General features: G+C 60.0%; 18 protein-coding genes. 15 read left to right on the top strand and 3 right to left on the bottom strand.

Annotated features, from left to right (window positions below; translation table 11 throughout):
* Window positions 1-15 precede the first annotated feature (15 nt).
* Both FHJ80_RS07210 and rpmE read right to left on the bottom strand, forming a co-directional pair.
* Entirely contained in the window at window positions 16-1,287 is a 1,272-nt protein-coding gene (locus tag FHJ80_RS07210) for a malic enzyme-like NAD(P)-binding protein (RefSeq protein WP_139526346.1), read from the bottom strand.
* Between the two features lie 486 nt (window positions 1,288-1,773).
* The gene (gene rpmE / locus FHJ80_RS07205) at window positions 1,774-1,989 is read right to left on the bottom strand and encodes a 50S ribosomal protein L31 (RefSeq protein WP_139526345.1); all 216 of its coding nucleotides are present in this window, start codon (window positions 1,987-1,989) and stop codon (window positions 1,774-1,776) included.
* A gap of 19 nt (window positions 1,990-2,008) precedes the next feature.
* Here rpmE and FHJ80_RS07200 point away from each other — a divergent pair, with 19 nt between their 5' ends.
* The 13 genes from FHJ80_RS07200 to tatC all read left to right on the top strand — a co-directional run bounded on the left by FHJ80_RS07200 (window position 2,009) and on the right by tatC (window position 14,549).
* Window positions 2,009-4,390 carry a primosomal protein N' gene (locus FHJ80_RS07200; RefSeq protein ID WP_139526344.1) on the top strand — a complete coding sequence of 794 codons (2,382 nt, stop codon included), beginning with the start codon at window positions 2,009-2,011 and terminating at the stop codon, window positions 4,388-4,390.
* A gap of 107 nt (window positions 4,391-4,497) precedes the next feature.
* The gene (gene argS / locus FHJ80_RS07195) at window positions 4,498-6,183 is read left to right on the top strand and encodes an arginine--tRNA ligase (RefSeq protein ID WP_139526343.1); all 1,686 of its coding nucleotides are present in this window, start codon (window positions 4,498-4,500) and stop codon (window positions 6,181-6,183) included.
* 3 nt (window positions 6,184-6,186) lie between these two features.
* Entirely contained in the window at window positions 6,187-6,951 is a 765-nt protein-coding gene (locus tag FHJ80_RS07190; RefSeq protein ID WP_139526342.1) for an SPOR domain-containing protein, read from the top strand.
* A 168-nt stretch (window positions 6,952-7,119) separates the two neighbouring features.
* The gene (gene hslV / locus FHJ80_RS07185; protein ID WP_139526341.1) at window positions 7,120-7,653 is read left to right on the top strand and encodes an ATP-dependent protease subunit HslV; all 534 of its coding nucleotides are present in this window, start codon (window positions 7,120-7,122) and stop codon (window positions 7,651-7,653) included.
* A 9-nt stretch (window positions 7,654-7,662) separates the two neighbouring features.
* Window positions 7,663-8,985: an ATP-dependent protease ATPase subunit HslU gene (gene hslU, locus FHJ80_RS07180; protein WP_139526340.1), complete on the top strand. Its 1,323-nt coding sequence runs from the start codon at window positions 7,663-7,665 to the stop codon at window positions 8,983-8,985.
* An 85-nt stretch (window positions 8,986-9,070) separates the two neighbouring features.
* Entirely contained in the window at window positions 9,071-9,454 is a 384-nt protein-coding gene (locus FHJ80_RS07175) for a gamma-butyrobetaine hydroxylase-like domain-containing protein (RefSeq protein WP_139526339.1), read from the top strand.
* A gap of 121 nt (window positions 9,455-9,575) precedes the next feature.
* On the top strand, window positions 9,576-10,331 hold the full coding sequence (gene ubiE / locus FHJ80_RS07170) for a bifunctional demethylmenaquinone methyltransferase/2-methoxy-6-polyprenyl-1,4-benzoquinol methylase UbiE (RefSeq protein ID WP_139526338.1): 756 nt from the start codon (window positions 9,576-9,578) through the stop codon (window positions 10,329-10,331).
* Between the two features lie 22 nt (window positions 10,332-10,353).
* The gene (locus FHJ80_RS07165) at window positions 10,354-11,031 is read left to right on the top strand and encodes an SCP2 domain-containing protein (RefSeq protein WP_139526337.1); all 678 of its coding nucleotides are present in this window, start codon (window positions 10,354-10,356) and stop codon (window positions 11,029-11,031) included.
* Window positions 11,028-12,650, top strand: coding sequence for a ubiquinone biosynthesis regulatory protein kinase UbiB (ubiB, locus tag FHJ80_RS07160; RefSeq protein WP_139526336.1), 1,623 nt, complete (start codon window positions 11,028-11,030; stop codon window positions 12,648-12,650). The genes FHJ80_RS07165 and ubiB overlap by 4 nt, the downstream gene beginning before the upstream one ends.
* Before the next feature lie 52 nt (window positions 12,651-12,702).
* Window positions 12,703-13,056, top strand: coding sequence for a phosphoribosyl-ATP diphosphatase (locus FHJ80_RS07155; RefSeq protein ID WP_139526335.1), 354 nt, complete (start codon window positions 12,703-12,705; stop codon window positions 13,054-13,056).
* Window positions 13,057-13,080: 24 nt separating this feature from the next.
* Window positions 13,081-13,353: a Sec-independent protein translocase subunit TatA gene (tatA, locus tag FHJ80_RS07150; protein ID WP_139526334.1), complete on the top strand. Its 273-nt coding sequence runs from the start codon at window positions 13,081-13,083 to the stop codon at window positions 13,351-13,353.
* A gap of 3 nt (window positions 13,354-13,356) precedes the next feature.
* Window positions 13,357-13,779, top strand: coding sequence for a Sec-independent protein translocase protein TatB (tatB, locus tag FHJ80_RS07145; RefSeq protein WP_139526333.1), 423 nt, complete (start codon window positions 13,357-13,359; stop codon window positions 13,777-13,779).
* A complete protein-coding gene (gene tatC / locus FHJ80_RS07140; protein ID WP_139526332.1) occupies window positions 13,776-14,549 on the top strand; it encodes a twin-arginine translocase subunit TatC in 774 nt (257 codons plus the stop codon). Before tatB ends, tatC begins: the two co-directional genes overlap by 4 nt.
* A gap of 102 nt (window positions 14,550-14,651) precedes the next feature.
* On the opposite strand, the gene elbB is transcribed toward tatC, so the two are convergent.
* Window positions 14,652-15,311 (bottom strand): isoprenoid biosynthesis glyoxalase ElbB, encoded by a 660-nt coding sequence (elbB, locus tag FHJ80_RS07135; RefSeq protein WP_139526331.1) that lies wholly within the window; start codon window positions 15,309-15,311, stop codon window positions 14,652-14,654.
* Between the two features lie 157 nt (window positions 15,312-15,468).
* Here elbB and hemB point away from each other — a divergent pair, with 157 nt between their 5' ends.
* Window positions 15,469-16,476 carry a porphobilinogen synthase gene (gene hemB / locus FHJ80_RS07130; RefSeq protein ID WP_139526330.1) on the top strand — a complete coding sequence of 336 codons (1,008 nt, stop codon included), beginning with the start codon at window positions 15,469-15,471 and terminating at the stop codon, window positions 16,474-16,476.
* A gap of 122 nt (window positions 16,477-16,598) precedes the next feature.
* Entirely contained in the window at window positions 16,599-18,806 is a 2,208-nt protein-coding gene (gene ppk1 / locus FHJ80_RS07125; protein WP_139526329.1) for a polyphosphate kinase 1, read from the top strand.
* Window positions 18,807-18,858: the final 52 nt, after the last annotated feature.

Genomic DNA, 18,858 nt, shown 5'->3' with positions numbered 1-18,858 from the left:
AAGTGGCCTTGTTGATTATCCACCATACACATCATTAATAGTTTTCAGCGGGTAGTGAGCCGGATACGGCTTGCGGGCCACGCCGGAGTCGACCGCTGCTTGGGCCACTGCTGATGACACACGGGCCAGCAGGCGGATATCCACCGGCGTGGGGATGATGTAATCGCGGCCAAAGCTCATCTCGGTACGCTCGTAGGCATTGAGCACTTCCTGGGGAACAGGCTCGCGCGCCAAATCTTTCAGCGCATGAACGGCGGCCAGTTTCATGGCTTCGTTGATACGCGTGGCGCGAACATCCAGCGCACCGCGGAAGATGAACGGGAAGCCCAGCACGTTGTTCACCTGATTCGGGAAGTCCGAGCGGCCGGTGGCCATGATTACGTCCGGGCGCGCTTCGCGGGCTACATCCGGGTGAATTTCCGGGTCCGGGTTCGTACAAGCGAAGATCACCGGGTCAGCGGCCATCTTTTTCACCTGCTCCGCCGAGAGCAGGCCCGGGCCAGAGAGGCCGATGAACACGTCCGCACCGTCGATGGCATCGTCCAGCGTACGCATGTCGGTATCGCGGGCAAACTCGGCTTTGTACTCGTTGATCCCATCGCGATCAGTGTGAATCACACCGCGACGGTCCAGCATGACCAGATTCTCTTTCTTGGCGCCGCAAGAGACTAGCAGGCGCATACAGGCAATCGCCGCCGCTCCCGCCCCCATGCAGACGATCTTCACGTCTTCGATGCGCTTGCCCGCGATATCCAGCGCGTTGAGCATACCTGCAGCGGTGACGATGGCCGTGCCGTGCTGGTCATCGTGAAAGACAGGAATGTTGCAACGCTCGATCAGGGCTTTTTCGATCTCGAAGCACTCGGGCGCTTTGATGTCTTCCAGGTTGATGCCACCCCAGGTATCGGCGATGCGCGCCACGGTGTCGATGAACGCCTGCGGGCTTTCAGCATCCACTTCGACATCCACCGAGTTGATGCCCGCAAAGCACTTGAACAGGACGCCTTTGCCCTCCATGACCGGCTTGCTGGCCAGCGGCCCCAGGTTGCCCAAGCCAAGAATCGCGCTACCGTCCGAAATGACCGCAACCAAGTTGCCCTTGCCGGTATAGCGGTACGCATTTTCCGCTTCGCGGGCGATTTCGCGAACCGGCTCGGCAACGCCTGGGCTATACGCCAGGGCCAAGTCCCGCGCTGTCGCAGTGGGCTTGGTCAGCTCCACGGAGAGCTTACCGGGAATCGGTTTAGCGTGATAATCCAAAGCTGCCTGTTTGTTTGCATCCGTCATGGTCAAGGTCTCATCAGCCTAAAGTAGAAAAGTCGTATCAGAATATAGAAAAAACCTAGGCGTCTCAAGCACGTAGTAAACTTACCTACGAAACGATCGTTTTAGCTACATTCCCAACAACTTCGGAACTTTTAAGCGATATTTGCTGCAACTTATGCTTCTCGCTATTAGCCATAAAGGTTTCCTTATTGATGCATCGCAGTAATTTTGGAAATTAATTCCAGCAAACAGCGCAAACCAGTTATCCACACCCGGGCAGCAAGAGCACCCTGTGGAAAAGAGAGACAGAGGGAAGAGCGTGAAAAGGGGCAGACAGCGCGGGGGAGAAGAAGATCAATCGTTTTGAAGGTTGGCGACGGGGGGGGTAAACGAAGAACTCGCCGTTGCCATGAAAGCCTAGTTCTCTAGGGGCAAAAAGCCCACGTCATAGCGTGGGCTTTTGCACAGGGCACGCGAAGTGCCTGCGATAGACTGAATCCGTTAGGATTAGCCGCGCTTGATAGCAGCGCCGAAACGCTTGTTGAAGCGCTCTACACGGCCACCGGTGGTCGCTTGCTTCTGCTTGCCGGTGTAGAACGGGTGGCAGTTAGAGCACACGTCCAGTGCGAAGTCCTGACCAGAGGTAGAACCGACCTGGAAGCTTGCACCGCAAGAACAGTTGGCGGTGACCGTGTTGTAATTCGGGTGGATACCTTGTTTCATCTTGAGCCTCATGAGCTATATGCCGCCACCTGATCCGTTGCCAGGCACCGCATACGGGTTTGAAAAAACTGCTAACCGGTTAACCGCTCCATCCGATAGATTCAGAGCGGCCGCACATTCTAGCAAACTAATCGCCGGAGGCCAATTGTCCGACTCTGTTTCTTCAAAGTCCTCTACATGGGGGCAGCCTCAAGGCGCTTTTCAGGTCTTAAAAGTGGCGCTACCCTCGCCGCTGCGCCGCCTGTTCGATTATCTTCCCGCACCGCGTGCGCCCGCCTGTGGCTGGCAGCCAGGGCTTCGAGTGCGAGTGCCGTTTGGCCGCCGAGAGGTGGTGGGCGTGGTGGTGTCGCTTGCTACCGGCAGCGAACTTCCCCGCGCGCAGCTACGGGCCATCAGCGAAGCGCTGGATGACGCCCCCCTGCCCAGCGACTGGCAGTGGCTCTGCCACTTCGCGGCGCGTTACTACCAGCACAGCCTGGGCGACACGTTGCAACACGCCATGCCCGCGAGGCTGCGCCAGGGACACCCGATGGCGGGCCGTACCCAAACGCTGTGGCTTCCGCTTCCCAACGATGACACGGCTCTAACGCGCGCGCCCAAGCAGGCGGCGCTCTACGCTCTGCTTCGCCAGCACCCGCACGGCCTGCCTGGCCGTGCCGTCAACGCCCACGGTTTCACTCGGGAACAGCTGTTGGCGCTACACAAAAAGGGCTTTGCCGAGGCGCAGGAGATCACTCTGACTGCCGCGCAACCCACCGGCGGAAGCTTGCTCGCCTCCCCGTCGCTGCCGCTCAACCGTGAACAAGCCGCTGCGCTTGCCGTACTGCATGAAAAACTCGACGGCTACCACCCCTGTTTATTGGAAGGCGTGACCGGTAGCGGCAAAACCGAGATTTACCTACAGCTCATCGAAGCGCTCGCCGCCAAAGGCAAACAGTCGCTAGTGCTCGTGCCCGAAATTGGCCTCACGCCGCAAACGCTTGCACGTTTCAAAAACCGCTTTCGCGTGCCGGTGGTGGCACTTCACTCCGGGCTTACCGACCCCGAGCGTCTGGATGTCTGGGAGGCCGCTGCCAACGGCCGTGCACTGGTGATCATCGGCACCCGCTCGGCCATTTTCACCCCGCTGGCGAACCCTGGGGCAATCATCGTCGACGAAGAGCATGATGGCTCGTATAAACAGCATGACGGGCTGCGCTATCACGCACGGGACCTTGCCGTTGCCAGAGCGCACTACCACGGCATTCCGCTGCTGCTGGGCAGTGCGACGCCCTCGTTTGAAAGCCTCCAGCAGGCGCTTACGGGCGCTTACCGCCACCTACGGCTGACCCAACGACCCAGCCGCCACCCGCCCGCCAAACTGGAGTTGATCGATCTGCGCCACCAGCGCCGTCAGGGCGGGCTGCTGCCCAGCGCCATCAAAGCGATCAAAAGCACGCTTGCGGCGGGCAAACAGGCGCTGGTGTTCATCAACCGGCGTGGCTTCGCGCCGAGCCTGGCTTGTCATAGCTGCGGCTGGATGGCCGAATGCGGCCAGTGCGATGCGCGTATGACACTGCACCGCCAGCCGCCGCTACTGGCCTGCCACCACTGCGACAGCCGCCGAGCGCTGCCCGATGCCTGCCCGGAGTGCGGCAGTGGCGACTTACGCGCCTTGGGTAGCGGTACAGAGCGCACCGAAGAGACCCTTCAAGGGCTATTCCCTGACACGCCCGTCCATCGCATCGACCGCGACAGCACGCGTAAAAAAGAGAGCTTCGAGCAGGTGCTCAAAGAGATTCAGCGCGGCGAGCCCTGCCTGCTGGTGGGCACCCAAATGCTCGCAAAAGGCCATCATCTGCCCCACGTCACGCTAGTGGTCGTCGTCAACGCCGATGGCGGCCTCTATGCGGCTGACTTCCGCGCCCTGGAGCACAGTGCCCAGCTACTGGAGCAAGTGGCGGGTCGTGCTGGCCGCGCGGCCCACCCTGGACGAGTGCTGGTGCAAACCCTACATCCCGACGACCCGCACTTGGGCCAGTTAGCCGAGCACGGCTATGGCGCGCTGGCACGCAGCCTGCTGGAGGAGCGACGTATCGCCAAACTGCCGCCGTTTAGCTTCATGGCGCTTCTACGCATCGAGAGCCCCCAAGAGCAGGCAGCACTTGCGCTGGCTCAGCAAGCGGCACAAGCGCTGCGCCAGTGGCTAAACGACGCCAGAGTACCGGTCCGCTGCCTGGGCCCGGTACCCGCTCCCATGGAGCGCCGCCAAAACCGCTATCACCTGCATGTCATGCTGGTAGCAGACAAACGCAGCCACCGTCATGCCGCTGCCAACTGGCTAGTACAGTGGCTCGACGCCCACCGCGAGGCGCGCAAAGTGCGCTGGTCGATCGACATCGACCCACAAACCCTGGCCTAAGGGAATACGGCTTTGAAACTGCGCGCCAATTGCCGATAATGACCGCCTTATCGCTGCATTCTCTTAGCGACTGCACACGCCGCCACCGACGACATCCGGATGTTTACATGAAAGATACGATTATTTCTCTGCTCGAAGGCGCGGTTGACGCGCTCAAGCACCAAGGCGTGCTGCCCAACGATTTAACGCCCACCATCAAAGTGGACCCGACCAAAGACAAGGCCCATGGCGACTACGCCACCAACCTCGCGCTGATGCTGGCCAAGCCCTCCGGCATGAAGCCCCGCGATCTGGCGGACACCCTCGTCGCCGCCCTACCCGCCAGCGACGCCATTCAAAAAACCGAGATTGCCGGCCCCGGGTTCATCAACTTCTTTGCCGCCGCCGACGCCGCTGCACAGATCGTTGCGCAGGTGCTGGACAGCGGCGACGCCTTCGGCCGCAGCCTGATCGGCAAGGGCGAAAAAGTGCAGGTGGAGTTCGTTTCCGCCAACCCCACCGGCCCGCTCCACGTGGGCCATGGACGTGGCGCAGCGATTGGCGACTGTCTCTGCCGCCTGCTGGAAGCCACCGGCTATGACGTCACCCGCGAGTTTTACTACAACGACGCGGGCGCGCAGATCAAAAACCTGGCGCTCTCCGTTCAGGCCCGCGCCAAACAGCTTGGCCCCGACGATGCCAGCTGGCCAGAAGATGGCTATCGCGGCGAATACATCATCGACGTCGCCAACGACTACATGGCCGGCAAGACCGTCACCGCCGACGACCGGGAAGTGACCGCCAAAGCCGACGCCGACGATCTGGAGGCCATCCAGGCCTTCGCCGTAGCGTGGCTGCGTCGCGAGCAGGATCTCGACCTCAAAGCCTTTGGCGTCGAATTCGACGTCTACTTCCTGGAGTCCTCGCTGTACGACGACGGCAAGGTCGAGGCCACCGTCGAGAAGCTGGTTGCCAATGGCCACACCTACGAAGAAGACGGCGCCATGTGGCTGCGCACCACCGACTTCGGTGACGACAAAGACCGCGTGATGCGCAAGCGCGAAGGGGGCTACACCTACTTCCTTCCCGACGTGGCGTACCATCTCGACAAGTGGCAGCGCGGCTTCACTACCGTCATCAACGAGCAGGGTGCCGATCACCACTCCACCGTGACGCGGGTGCGGGCGGGTCTACAGGCACTCAAAGTCGGCATCCCCAAGGGTTGGCCCGACTACGTGCTGCATCAAATGGTGATGGTCACCCGCTCAGGGGTCGAGGTGAAGCTCTCGAAGCGGGCGGGCAGCTACGTCACCGTGCGCGACCTGATCGACGAAGTCGGCCGCGATGCCACGCGCTTCTTCCTGGCGGCGCGCCGCGCCGATTCTCAGCTGACCTTTGACATCGACCTCGCCCGCTCGCAGTCGAACGACAACCCGGTCTACTACATTCAGTACGCCCACGCGCGGGTATGCAGCATGCTGCGCAAAGCCGAAGAGGCTGGCCACCCCTTCGATCACGGTATCGCCACGGCCCATTTGGCACTGCTCGACAGCGATCAAGAAAAGGCGGTGCTAAACCGCTTGGCCCGCTATCCCGAGGTGGTAGAGCACGCCGCCAAAAACCGCGAGCCCCAGCAAGTCGCCCAGTACCTTTTGGATTTGGCCGGTGACTTCCACACCTGCTACAACGCGGTCAAAGTGATGGTCGACGACGACACCCTGCGCAACACCCGCTTGGCGCTGGGCTTGGCAGTGCGCCAGGTGCTGCGCAACGGTCTCGATCTGATGGGCGTCAGCGCCCCAGAGGAGATGTAAGTCATGGCCAGCCCGCGTAACAAACCCGCTCGCCGCGGAGCCACTACGCAGCGCAAGTCGGCCCGCCGCTCCGGCGGCGGGCTACGACTACCCGGCTGGCTATGGGGGATTGCCGGGGTGGCCGCTGGTTTCTTCCTGGCGCAGCATCAGCACGGCACGGCCCCTTGGCAAGAGCAGCGCGAAGCCCCTCAAGCCACGGTACTGCCTAAACCGGCAGGAAGCGATGAGCGCAGCGCCGCGCGGCAAACGGAAACGCCCGCCGAGCAGGCAATGCCCACCTTCGAATTCTACACGCTGCTGCCCGAGACCGAAGTCATCGCGCCGGGCGGGGCCATTCCCTCCAACGTCACACCGCCCACCGTGGCAGCCAGTGACGAGGACACCGGGAGCGATACGGCCACTACTGACCCATCAGAAAGTACCGCAAGCACCCCAGGAAGCGCGGCGGACGACCCCATTGCCCAGGTCATTGCAGCCAACACGCGTCCAAGTGACCAGGCCTCAGCCGTCCAACAATCACCGGCCAGCGCAACGAACCGCTACATGCTGCAGGCGGCCTCGTTTCGAGAGCTCAGTGATGCCGAACAATTGCGCAGCCGCCTACGCAACCTGAGCTTGCTGGCGCAAATCAGCGAGGTGCAAGCCAACGGCGATACCTGGCACCGGGTTCAGGTCGGCCCTTACGACGACACTCGCGAGCTCAACCGCGCCCAAGACCTGATGAGCACCCAAGGCATCGAGCCGCTGCTGATTCAGCTACAGAACTAATTCCCAAGGCGCTATTCGCCTCTCTCCACGCTTTATTGGGTGGCTTTCGCCTGCGGGCGGTTGATTTTTTATCGGCCGCCCGCATTTTGTTGGGAATCGCTTTTTATGCGGCCGCCCAGTGCGGCCGATCAGTCATCGGGAGCGCGCCTCCCCCAAGGAGTTATCTCCATGACCACGATTGTTTCCGTTCGCCGCGGTAATCAAGTTGCCCTGGCAGGCGACGGCCAAGTTTCCCTCGGCAACACCGTCATGAAGGGTAATGCCAGCAAAGTACGCCGCCTATATCGCGGCAAGGTGCTGGCCGGTTTCGCCGGCGGTACCGCCGATGCGTTTACCCTGTTCGAGCGTTTCGAAGCGCAGCTCGAGAAGTACCAGGGCCACTTGACCAAAGCTGCAGTCGAGCTCGCCAAAGATTGGCGCACCGACCGCGCCCTGCGCCGTTTGGAAGCGCTGCTGGCGGTCGCCGACCACAGCGCTTCGCTGATCATTACTGGGAACGGGGACGTGGTCGAGCCCGAGCGTGGCATCATCGCCATTGGCTCCGGCGGCAACTACGCTCAGGCCAGCGCCCGTGCGCTGCTCGAAAACACCGAGCTTTCGGCACGTGAGATTACCGAAAAATCCCTCGCCATCGCGGGTGACATCTGCGTATTCACCAATCACCACGTGACGCTCGAAGAGCTGAATATCAACGACCGTTGAGGCCCCTTTATGACTCAGATGACACCCCGCGAAATCGTTCATGCGCTCGACCAGTACATCATCGGCCAGCAGGATGCCAAGCGCGCCGTGGCCATAGCCTTACGTAATCGCTGGCGTCGCATGCAGCTCGATGACGAGTTGCGCCCGGAAGTCACGCCGAAAAACATTTTGATGATTGGTCCCACCGGCGTCGGCAAGACTGAAATCGCTCGCCGTCTGGCGAAGCTGGCCCGTGCGCCGTTCATCAAGGTAGAAGCCACCAAGTTCACCGAAGTGGGCTACGTAGGCCGCGACGTCGAGTCGATCATCCGCGACCTGATGGAAGCCGCCATCAAGATGGTTCGTGAGCACGCCAAAGAGGAAGTGGGCCATCGCGCCGAAGACGCCGCCGAAGACCGTGTGCTCGACGCGCTGCTACCGCCGCCCCGTGGCCAGGAAGACAAGTCGCGCGAAGAGAGCAGTACGCGCCAGAGCTTCCGCAAAAAGCTGCGCGAAGGCCAATTGGATGATAAAGAGATCGATATCGAAATCTCGTCGCAAGGCCAGGGTATCGACATCATGACCCCACCGGGCATGGAAGAGATGACCAGCCAGCTGCAGAGCCTGTTCTCCAACATGGGGCAGCAGAAGCGCGAGCAGCGCCGCGTGACCGTCAAAGAGGCGCTGGTGCTGCTACGTGATGAAGAGGCCGGCAAACTGGTCAACGAAGAAGAGATCAAAGCCCGCGCGGTGGAAGCCGTCGAACAGCACGGCATCGTCTTCCTGGACGAGATCGACAAGGTCGCCAAGGGCAGCGGTCAATCCAGCGGTGGCGAGGTATCTCGTGAAGGCGTGCAGCGCGACCTGCTGCCACTGATCGAAGGCTCGACGGTATCGACCAAGTACGGCATGGTCAAAACCGACCACATCCTGTTCATCGCTTCTGGGGCTTTCCACCTGTCGCGCCCGTCGGACCTGATTCCAGAACTGCAGGGTCGCCTACCCATCCGCGTCGAGCTGGATGCGCTCACACCGGGCGACTTCAAGCGAATTCTCACCGAGCCTTCCGCCTCGCTGACCAAACAGTATCAAGCGCTGCTGGCCACCGAAGGGCTCGACGTCGAATTCACGCCCGACGGCATCGAGCGTATTGCCGAGATCTCCTGGCAAGTGAACGAAGGTACCGAAAACATCGGCGCTCGCCGTTTGCACACGGTGATGGAGCGTCTGCTCGAAGAGGCGTCGTTCAAGGGAGGCGACATGGATAGCCCGCTGGTGATCGATAGCGATTACGTCAACGCTCAGCTCGGCGAACTGGCGGTCGATGAGGATCTGTCGCGCTACATTCTGTAAGCGCCACTATCGGTAGAGCCCCGGTCGCCTTCCCGCTTGACGGGTAGGCGGCCTTTGCGATTGATCGTTACGAGGTGCTATATCCATGAACGCCCCCACACCCACTCGGGTTCACTACCATAAGCAGGCACGTGAGCTGGAGCTTGGCTACGCCAGTGGCGAGACGTACCGGCTCCCCGTTGAACTGTTACGGGTCTACTCCCCTTCTGCCGAAGTGCGGGGTCACGGCGGCGATACGGCCATTCTGCAGGTAGGCAAAAAAGACGTTGGGTTACAAAATATCACCCAAGCTGGTAATTACGCCCTCAAGCTGCACTTCGACGACGGCCACGATAGCGGCTTGTATAGTTGGAACTACCTCTTCGACCTGGCCACCCACCAAGACGCTTATTGGCAAAATTATCTCGAACGCTTGGAAGCGGCAGGCGCTTCCCGTGAGCCTGCAGGCATTCAATTCAAACAGCTGTGACGCGGTGCCCCAGGTGCAGCGCAGACAAATCGGGGTCGAGAAGGCTACAATGTTGCCAACCATGACTTGCGATGACCTAACGGTCGACAACTAACGCCTCGAACTCGGGAGCCAGAGCCCCATGAGCCCCACGGAAAAGCGCACTACCCATTTTGGCTACCAAGAGGTGCCGGTCGACGAAAAAGCCTCCCGCGTGGCTGACGTCTTTCACTCGGTGGCCGCTCGTTACGACGTGATGAACGACCTGATGTCCATGGGCATCCACCGCGTGTGGAAGCGGCTGACCATCGAGCGTGCAGGCGTCCGCCCAGGGCATCAGGTGCTCGACATTGCGGGCGGCACCGGCGATCTTACCCTCAAGTTTTCCCGTCTCGTCGGCCCACGTGGCAAAGTGGTGCTGGCCGACATCAACGCCTCCATGCTCAACGTCGGTCGCGATAAACTGATGGATAACGGTGTGGGGGGTAACGTCGAGTACGTGCAGGCCAATGCCGAGTGCCTGCCCTTCCCCGACAACACGTTCGACTGCATCACCATCGCCTTTGGCCTGCGTAACGTCACCGATAAAGATGCGGCGCTGCGCTCCATGGCGCGGGTACTCAAGCCAGGCGGGCGCTTGCTAGTGCTGGAATTCTCCAAACCCAATAACCCGCTGCTCTCCAAAGCCTACGACGAATACTCCTTCCGCTTGCTCCCCAAAATGGGCGAACTGGTCGCGGGAGATGGCGAGAGCTACCGCTATTTGGCCGAGTCGATTCGCATGCACCCGGATCAAGAGACGCTCAAGGGCATGATGGAGAGCGCTGGCCTGGAGCGGGTGGAGTACACCAACCTGACCGGTGGTATCGTTGCCCTCCACCGTGGCATCAAACTATGACCCCTTGGAACATGAGGTCAGTATGCTAGTCACCCCGACCCTGCTGTTGGCCGGATGTGAACGCACGATCAATGCCCTGCTTTCCCGAGACCCTGCGGCGCCTAACCGTTTGGCGACGCTAGCGGGCAGCCGCTTGCTGATTCGACTGGAGAAGCCCCACCTCGCGCTATTGATCTGCTATCACGTGTCAGGCATCGACCTACAGCACGGCGATGAGGTGGAGGAAACCGATGTCGATGCCGTGGTGGAACTGACCCCCGAAACGCTCTCCGAATGGCTGAGCGGCGCGTCCATCGAACGGCTGATGTTCGATGGCAAGCTCGCCGTGCGCGGCCGTCTCCATCTGCTGGAGGCAACGCGCGATCTGCTGTTCGATCTGGATATCGACTGGGAGGGCGAGCTGGCCCACTGGCTGGGCGATATACCCGCCCACTCGCTGGCAGAAGGGATTCGCCGCGCCGCACGCTGGGGACTGCGTGCCAAAGACGAGCTGCTGCAGGATGTCTCGGAGTATGTCTTTGAGGAGGCTCGCCTACTGCCCGGCCGCCAACAGCGCGACGTGCTGCGCGACCATCTGACCGAACTAGAGATCGCCACCGACCGACTGGAAGCACGGCTAGCACGCTTGCATAAGCGGCTGACCCAACCAGCAGCGCCCTCAACGCCTAAGCCTTCAACGCCTAAGGAGCAGCGCGGATGAGCCTGCGGCTGTTTAAAATCGTCTGGGTCGTCACGCGGCACCGATTGGATACCTTGATTCCCGCCGAGCGCTTGCCGCTATGGATACGCCTACTGCTCAAACTGTCCCCGCTGCAGTTGGTACCCGTTGGGCAGCGAAGCCGTGGCGAGCGTTTGCGTTTGGCACTGGAGGCGCTGGGACCGATTTTCATCAAGTTCGGTCAGATGCTCTCTACCCGCCGGGACTTGCTGCCGGAAGACATCGCCGACGAGCTAAAGCGTTTGCAGGACCAAGTGCCGCCCTTCCCTGGCGAGCTGGCCGCTGCAAGGGTGGAGAAAGAGCTCGACATGACGCTGCCGGAGGCCTTTGCCGCCTTCGAACGCGTTCCACTGGCCTCGGCCTCGATTGCCCAAGTCCACGCCGCCACGTTGCACAGCGGCGAGGATGTGGTGGTCAAAATCATTCGCCCCGGCATCGACCGCATCATGCGCCAAGACATGGGCTTGATGTACCAAGTGGCCAAGCTGCTGGCCAAAGTGCCCGACGCCCGACGCTTACGGCCGGTCGAAGTGATCCGCGATTACGAGGCCACGCTGTTCGACGAGCTGGATCTCTATAAAGAAGCCGCCAACACCTCCCAGCTCAAGCGTAATTTCAAAGACTCACCGCTGCTATTCGTACCGACGATCTATTGGCCCTACACCCGTCGCCACGTCATGGTGCAGGAGCGTATTCGCGGCGTCCCGGTCGCCGACCTGGAGACGCTCATCGCACGGGGTACGAACCTGAAAAAGCTCGCCGAGCGCGGGGTGGAAATCTTCTTCACCCAGGTATTTCGCGATAACTTTTTCCATGCCGACATGCACCCCGGCAACATCTTCGTGAACTGCGACGACCCAGAGGATCCGCAATATATCGCCATCGACTGCGGTATCGTCGGCAGCCTCACTCGGGAAGATCAGGACTACTTGGCGCGTAACCTGCTCGCATTTTTTCATCAGGATTACTACGAAGTCGCCGCGCTGCACATCGAGTCGGGGTGGGTCGGTGAAAACACCCGCGCCAACGAGTTTGCCGCCGCCATTCGTACGGTATGCGAGCCCATTTTGGAAAAGCCGCTCAAGGACATCTCGTTTGGACAGGTGCTGCTCGGACTGTTCCAGACCGCCCGACGCTTCAATATGGAAGTGCAGCCGCAGCTGGTGCTGCTACAAAAAACGTTGCTCAATATCGAAGGTCTGGGCCGCCAGCTCTACCCGGAGCTGGATCTCTGGAGCACCGCCAAGCCCTATCTAGAAAAGTGGATGAAAGAGCGGGCAGGCATTGGTGGCCTGTGGCAATCGCTCAAGCGCCAAGCGCCAGAGCTGTCGCATCAACTGCCCGAGCTGCCGGTGCTGGCCCATCAAGCGCTGAGCCGTATGGAGCACGAACACCGCCAGCGCCATCAGCAGGTCACGGCGATTAGTCAGATGCGCCGCCAAATGAGCCAGCAAAGCAAACGTCAGCACCGTTTACGCATTGGCTTGGCCTTGGTCGCCATTGCCCTGGCCTGGCAGCCGCTCAGCAGTTGGGCCGCTACCCAGGACTGGCCGATCCTAGCCGCTGCGGGGGTAGGCTTACTCCTCCTGTTATGGCATTGATACGCTGACATCACTTGACGAAACGACGCCGCCGATCGATAAAGAGAACACCATGACCGACGCTAACCACGCTCCCGTACTCGACGCCCTTGCTGAGGTTTTAAAGCAGCGTCGCCACGCCAATCCAGAAGATTCTTATGTTGCCTCCTTGCATCATAAGGGTTTGAACAAGATACTCGAAAAAGTCGGTGAAGAAGCGACCGAAACGCTGCTGGCCGCCAAGGACGCCGAGCACGGCAGCGACGAGGCCCGTGAAGCGTTGATCGCCGAAACGGCCGACCTGTGGTTTCATAGCCTTGTCATGCTGTCGCATCTGGATCTCGACCACCAGCGAGTACTCGATGAGCTCGCTCGACGGTTCGGGGTCTCAGGTCACGACGAGAAAGCGTCCCGATCACAACGTTAACCCTGCTCCCATGAGGAAATGCATATGTTAGGTGGTATCAGTATTTGGCAGTTGCTGATTGTTCTGGGCATCATCATCCTGATTTTCGGCACCAAAAAACTACGTAACGTGGGCACCGACCTAGGCGGTGCCGTCAAAGGCTTCAAGAAAGCCATGCACGAAGAGGAGAAAGAGGGCGACAAGAAGGATGCCGATCAGCCTCAAGCCAAGGTGAGCCACGAAGACACCGGCAACACCTACGACGTGCAGGCCGAAGAGAAACGCGCCGCTGCCGACCGCGACGAAGAGCGCAAATAAGCCATGCTGGATATCGGTTTCCTTGAACTCATGCTCATTGGCATCGTGGCGCTGCTGGTGCTCGGCCCTGAGCGGCTGCCCAAAGCAGCACGCACGACGGGGCTATGGATCGGCAAGATCAAGCGTACGGTATCCGGCATGCAGCGTGAGATCAGCGCCCAGTTGGAGGCAGAAGAGCTGCGCCAAAAGCTGAACGAGCAGCAGAAAAAGCTCGATGATAGCTTGAAGAAAGCCAAGCAGGACGTGGAGAGCATTACCGAGTCTCCCGAGCCTAGCGGTCAGACGACCAAGCGCCAACAGGCAACCGAGCAGCGCGTGGCTAACGCCAGCGCCCGGCTGGACGACGCGCTCAAAACGGTGCGCGAAGAAGAAGATGCCCCTGCCACTAAAACAGCCGATCATCATAAGGATAGCAACCCCCAATGAGCATGTCTGGCGATTCTCAGGAGCCGCACAACGACCAAAGCCAAGCGCCTCTCATTGAGCACCTGATCGAGCTGCGTTCGCGTTTGATGAAAGCCGTCGTGGTAATCCTGGTGGTGTTTCTCGGGCTGTACGCGTTTGCCAATGACATCTACAGCTTCGTGGCGGATCCGTTGATGTCGCTACTGCCGGAAGGCTCGCAGATGATCGCCACCGAGGTGGCGTCGCCGTTCTTGGCGCCGTTCAAGCTGACCCTGGTGGTGGCCGTCTTCATCGCCATTCCGTTCGTCTTGCATCAAGCCTGGGCGTTCGTGGCGCCGGGGCTGTACGACAACGAGAAAATGCTGGCCATTCCCATTTTGGTCTCCAGCGTGGCGCTGTTTTATGCCGGTGCAGCCTTTGCCTACTACGTGGTGTTTCCGCTGCTGTTCGAGTTCTTCACGCAAACCGGCCCGGAAAACGTCGCGGTGATGACCGACATCAACCAGTATCTCAATTTCGTCTTGAAGCTGTTCTTTGCCTTTGGGGTCGCCTTCGAAATTCCCATTGCAACGTTTCTACTGATTTTGTCCGGCGCTACCACCGTCGAGAGCCTCTCCAAAAAGCGTCCTTATATCGTGCTGGGTTGCTTCGTGATCGGCATGCTGCTGACGCCGCCGGATGTCATCTCACAAAGCCTGCTGGCCATTCCCATGTATCTGCTTTACGAAGTCGGCCTGCTGTTTGGCCGCCTGGTACGCAAACGCCGCGCAGAGGCCGACACCGACGAGTAGGCGTCATCGCCCTTGCGACGTTCCACTAAAAAGCCTCTGCCATCCCACGATGACAGAGGCTTTTTCACTACGAGTGGCCCCGCGCATGCGCTAGTGTGCCCCTCACTCCATCATTTCATCGATACGATCCACCAGCTTGAAAATTCCCGTCGCGGCTTCGCTAATACGCGTGGCGAGCATGTACGCCGGGGTCGTGACCACCCGGTGCTCGTGATCCACGACGATATCTTCCACGCCGCAACTACGATGCAGACCACCCATAGCGCTGATCGCCCCCGACACGCCCGGATCATGGCCAACGGTCACGGCAATCCCATCGCCCAACAGGCGCGGCACCATTACCGGAGCAATACACATCAAGCCGATGGGCTTGGCGTCTTCTTTGAAGCCGGCAAGCGCTTCTTTCACGCTCTCCAAGACCTGCATGCTGTCGCCCTGCGTGGCAAAGTCAGAGAGATTTTTGGCGACCCCAAAACCACCCGGCACGATGACCGCATCGAAATCGTCGGCCTCCAGCTCGTTAATCGGGCTGATATCACCACGCGCCAAACGGGCCGATTCCTGCAGCACGTTGCGGCTCTCCCCCTCCACTGGCGACTGGTCCAAATGGTTGATCACATGATGTTGCGCTACGTCCGGGGCAAAACAGCGATAGCCGATACCCAATTGATCCAAACGCAACAGCGTCAGCGTCGTCTCATAGATTTCCGAGCCATCGAAGACGCCACACCCCGCCAATACGACCGCTACCTGCTTTGTCATGTTTATCTCCTTGAGTGAGCCATTCGTGCGGCTGAATGGCTCACTTTAGACAGTCTCCATCGCCGCCACAAGGCGGCTTTCGCTGCATGGCATGGCTGATATACTCACAGCAAGCCTTAGACAAGGCACCCACATAGCTACTGCTTGGAGAGAGCCGTTGACTACCTCAACCCCACGCCACTTCCCCGCCACCCGGATGCGCCGCATGCGCCGGGACGATTTTTCGCGCCGCTTGATGCAAGAGTCGACGCTGACGCCCAATGACTTGATCCTACCGGTCTTCGTTCTGGAAGGCGAAAATCAGCGTGAAGCGGTGGCTTCCATGCCTGGCGTCGAGCGGCTCTCGATCGATCTACTCATCGAGCAGGCCCGAGAGGCGTATGCGCTGGGCATTCCCGCGCTGGCGCTATTCCCCGTCATTGGCGCCGAGCAAAAAAGCGAACTGGCCGAAGAAGCCTACAACGCCAACGGGCTAGTTCAGCGCAGCGTGCGCGCACTCAAGCAGGCGCTACCGGAGCTGGGCATCATTACCGATGTAGCCCTGGACCCCTACACCAGCCACGGTCAGGATGGCATTCTCGATGAGCACGGCTACGTTCAAAACGACCGCACCGTCGATACGCTGCTCAAACAAGCGCTCTCCCATGCCGAAGCAGGCGCCGACGTAGTCGCACCCTCCGATATGATGGATGGTCGCATTGGTGCCATTCGCCAAGTGCTAGAGCAAGAACACCTGCACAACGTGCGCATTATGGCCTACAGCGCCAAGTACGCCTCAAACTACTACGGCCCCTTCCGCGATGCGGTCGGCTCGGCAACCAACCTTGGCAAGGCGGACAAACGCACCTACCAGATGGATCCCGCCAACGGTGACGAAGCGTTGCACGAAGTGGCCATGGACATCGCCGAAGGTGCCGATATGGTGATGGTCAAGCCGGGTATGCCCTACCTAGACGTGGTGCGTCGGGTCAAAAGCGAGCTGCAGGTGCCCACCTTTGCTTACCAAGTAAGTGGCGAATACGCCATGCACCGAGCCGCCTTCGACAACGGCTGGCTGGAGGCCGAGCCGGTGATTCTGGAGTCGCTGATGTGCTTCAAGCGGGCGGGGGCCGACGGTATTTTGACCTACTTTGCATTGGAGGCCGCACGTCTACTGCAGCGCTGAGCGACGTTTATGCCCTTTAGATGACAACCGAGTGACACTCGTTTGTCATCTTTCCCCCGCATACTGCTTTAATGAACGTTATAACGCTATGATGGGCCAGTACCACGACTGCGGGGGCAACCATGGACGACAACGCAACAGATTCCACGTCGACACTATCGTCGACGTTACCGCCCAGTGAGACATCGAGCAGCGACGTCGATATCGTGCCGCTGCGCATCAACCGCACCCCCACGGGTGTACAGGCCAAAGAGTCGCATGTCGAAGCCGATTTGGACGACCCGCAGCTCTACTTCAATCGCGAGCTGTCACACCTACAGTTCAATATCCGTGTCTTGGAGCAGGCGTTGGACGACGCCCACCCGCTACTCAACCGGCTGATGTTCCTGCTCATCTTCTCCTCCAACATGGATGAGTTCTTCGAAATTCGCGTCGCCGGGCTCAAGCACCAGATGGCCCTGGGCGACGACACCACCGCCGCCGATGGCCGCTTACCAAAAGCCGTATTGGCCGAGATCTCCGAGGTCGCTCACCAGCAGATTGCCCGTCAGTACGAGATTCTCAACGACACGCTGCTGCCCGCGCTGGAGGCTCAGGGGCTGCGTTTTCGCCGTCGAGATCAGTGGAATGACAAACAAAAGGCCTGGGTACGTGACTTTTTCGATAACGAAATCATGCCGGTCATCAGCCCCATTGGCCTCGACCCCTCCCATCCCTTTCCGAGACTGGTCAACAAGAGCCTCAATTTCATCGTCGAGCTGGAAGGCAAAGATGCCTTTGGCCGCTCAGGGGGCATGGCGATTCTACCCGCCCCGCGCTCATTACCGCGACTGATGGCACTGCCCAAAGAGCTGTGCGCCGAAGGCTTCTCCGAGTACGTCTTCTTGTCATCGATGATTCATGCACACGCCGAGGAGCTCTTTCCCGGTATGCGCGTGCGGGGCTGCTATCAGTTCCGCCTGACCCGTAACGCGGACATGACGGTCGACCCCGAAGAAGTGTCCGATCTAGCCTCAGCCCTGCGCGGTGAGCTGTTGGCCAGGCGCTACGGCAGCGGTGTGCGTTTGGAAGTCGCCGACAACTGCCCAGACGATTTGATCGACTTCCTCCTGCGCCAATTCGACCTAGAAAGCGGCGATCTTTATCGCGTCCAGGGACCCGTAAACTTGACCCGAATGATGGCCGTGCTGGGCGATGTCGACCGTCCCGAACTGCTCTACCGCCCGTTCACCCCCAGCGTACCCAAGGTGCTGAAAGGCGGCAGCTTGTTCAGCGCCATCGCTAAAAACGATATCTTGCTGCACCATCCCTTCCAATCCTTCTCGCCTATCGAAGACCTGCTGCGTGAAGCAGCCCGTGACCCCGACGTATTGGCCATCAAACAAACGCTTTACCGCACCGGCTCCGAATCGCCCATCGTCAGTGCCCTGGTGGATGCCGCCAGCCAGGGCAAAGAAGTCACTGTGGTGATCGAGCTGCGGGCGCGCTTCGACGAGGCGGATAACCTGCAGCTAGCGTCACGCCTGCAGGAAGCGGGTGCGATCGTGATTTACGGCATCATGGCGTACAAAACCCATGCCAAGATGCTGCATATCGTGCGCCGCGAAAAAGGCGAGCTGCGCCACTACGCGCACCTGGGCACCGGCAACTACCACTCCAAGACGGCCAAGCTCTACACCGATTACAGCCTGCTGACCGCTAACCAGACACTGTGTGCCGACGTGCATAAAGTCTTTCAGCAGCTTTCCGGTATGGGCCGGGCGCGTAAGATCGATACGCTGTTACACGCACCCTTTACGCTACACGAACGCCTCGTCGAGATGATCGACCGTGAGGCTCAGGTGGCTCGTAAGGGCAAACGTGGCCATATCATCATCAAATGCAACTCGTTGACCGAGCCCAAGTTGATCAAGGCGCTGTACCGCGCATCGCAAGCGGGCGTGGAGTGCGATTTGATCATTCGTGGCATGTGCTGCTTGAAACCGGGTATTCCGGGCGTGTCGGACAACATACGCGTCCGCTCGATCATTGGTCGTTTTCTCGAACATACCCGAGTATTTCACTTCCACAACGACGGCAAACCGGAAATCTGGTGCTCCAGCGCGGATTTCATGTCGCGCAACATGTTCCACCGGGTCGAAACCTGCTTTCCGCTGCTGGATAAGAAACTGGCCACCCGGGTACGCAAAGACCTGGAAACGTACCTCGTGGATAACTGCCAGAGCTGGCTGTTACAGAGTGACGGCAGCTACCAGCTACAGGACCCTGGTAGCGGCGACGCGATTAGCGCTCAGGAAACGTTGCTATACGCCTACGCGTCGAAGAGCTGACGACAACGCCCCGCTGTGGTACGCAGCGGGGCGAAGGTGAGAGGTGTTGGAT

It is taken from the genome of Halomonas sp. BL6, from assembly GCF_006228115.1.
In the GTDB taxonomy this organism is placed as follows: domain Bacteria; phylum Pseudomonadota; class Gammaproteobacteria; order Pseudomonadales; family Halomonadaceae; genus Vreelandella; species Vreelandella piezotolerans.
This window is presented reverse-complemented; position numbering and strand designations above follow the sequence as displayed.

Excerpts from the sequence above, each read along its gene's own strand:
- FHJ80_RS07210 (WP_139526346.1), bottom strand. The coding sequence starts at position 1,287 with ATGACGGATGCAAACAAACAGGCAGCTTTGGATTATCACGCTAAACCG.
- rpmE (WP_139526345.1), bottom strand. The coding sequence starts at position 1,989 with ATGAAACAAGGTATCCACCCGAATTACAACACGGTCACCGCCAACTGT.
- FHJ80_RS07200 (WP_139526344.1), top strand. The coding sequence starts at position 2,009 with ATGCCGCCACCTGATCCGTTGCCAGGCACCGCATACGGGTTTGAAAAA.
- argS (WP_139526343.1), top strand. The coding sequence starts at position 4,498 with ATGAAAGATACGATTATTTCTCTGCTCGAAGGCGCGGTTGACGCGCTC.
- FHJ80_RS07190 (WP_139526342.1), top strand. The coding sequence starts at position 6,187 with ATGGCCAGCCCGCGTAACAAACCCGCTCGCCGCGGAGCCACTACGCAG.
- hslV (WP_139526341.1), top strand. The coding sequence starts at position 7,120 with ATGACCACGATTGTTTCCGTTCGCCGCGGTAATCAAGTTGCCCTGGCA.
- hslU (WP_139526340.1), top strand. The coding sequence starts at position 7,663 with ATGACTCAGATGACACCCCGCGAAATCGTTCATGCGCTCGACCAGTAC.
- FHJ80_RS07175 (WP_139526339.1), top strand. The coding sequence starts at position 9,071 with ATGAACGCCCCCACACCCACTCGGGTTCACTACCATAAGCAGGCACGT.
- ubiE (WP_139526338.1), top strand. The coding sequence starts at position 9,576 with ATGAGCCCCACGGAAAAGCGCACTACCCATTTTGGCTACCAAGAGGTG.
- FHJ80_RS07165 (WP_139526337.1), top strand. The coding sequence starts at position 10,354 with ATGCTAGTCACCCCGACCCTGCTGTTGGCCGGATGTGAACGCACGATC.
- ubiB (WP_139526336.1), top strand. The coding sequence starts at position 11,028 with ATGAGCCTGCGGCTGTTTAAAATCGTCTGGGTCGTCACGCGGCACCGA.
- FHJ80_RS07155 (WP_139526335.1), top strand. The coding sequence starts at position 12,703 with ATGACCGACGCTAACCACGCTCCCGTACTCGACGCCCTTGCTGAGGTT.
- tatA (WP_139526334.1), top strand. The coding sequence starts at position 13,081 with ATGTTAGGTGGTATCAGTATTTGGCAGTTGCTGATTGTTCTGGGCATC.
- tatB (WP_139526333.1), top strand. The coding sequence starts at position 13,357 with ATGCTGGATATCGGTTTCCTTGAACTCATGCTCATTGGCATCGTGGCG.
- tatC (WP_139526332.1), top strand. The coding sequence starts at position 13,776 with ATGAGCATGTCTGGCGATTCTCAGGAGCCGCACAACGACCAAAGCCAA.
- elbB (WP_139526331.1), bottom strand. The coding sequence starts at position 15,311 with ATGACAAAGCAGGTAGCGGTCGTATTGGCGGGGTGTGGCGTCTTCGAT.
- ppk1 (WP_139526329.1), top strand. The coding sequence starts at position 16,599 with ATGGACGACAACGCAACAGATTCCACGTCGACACTATCGTCGACGTTA.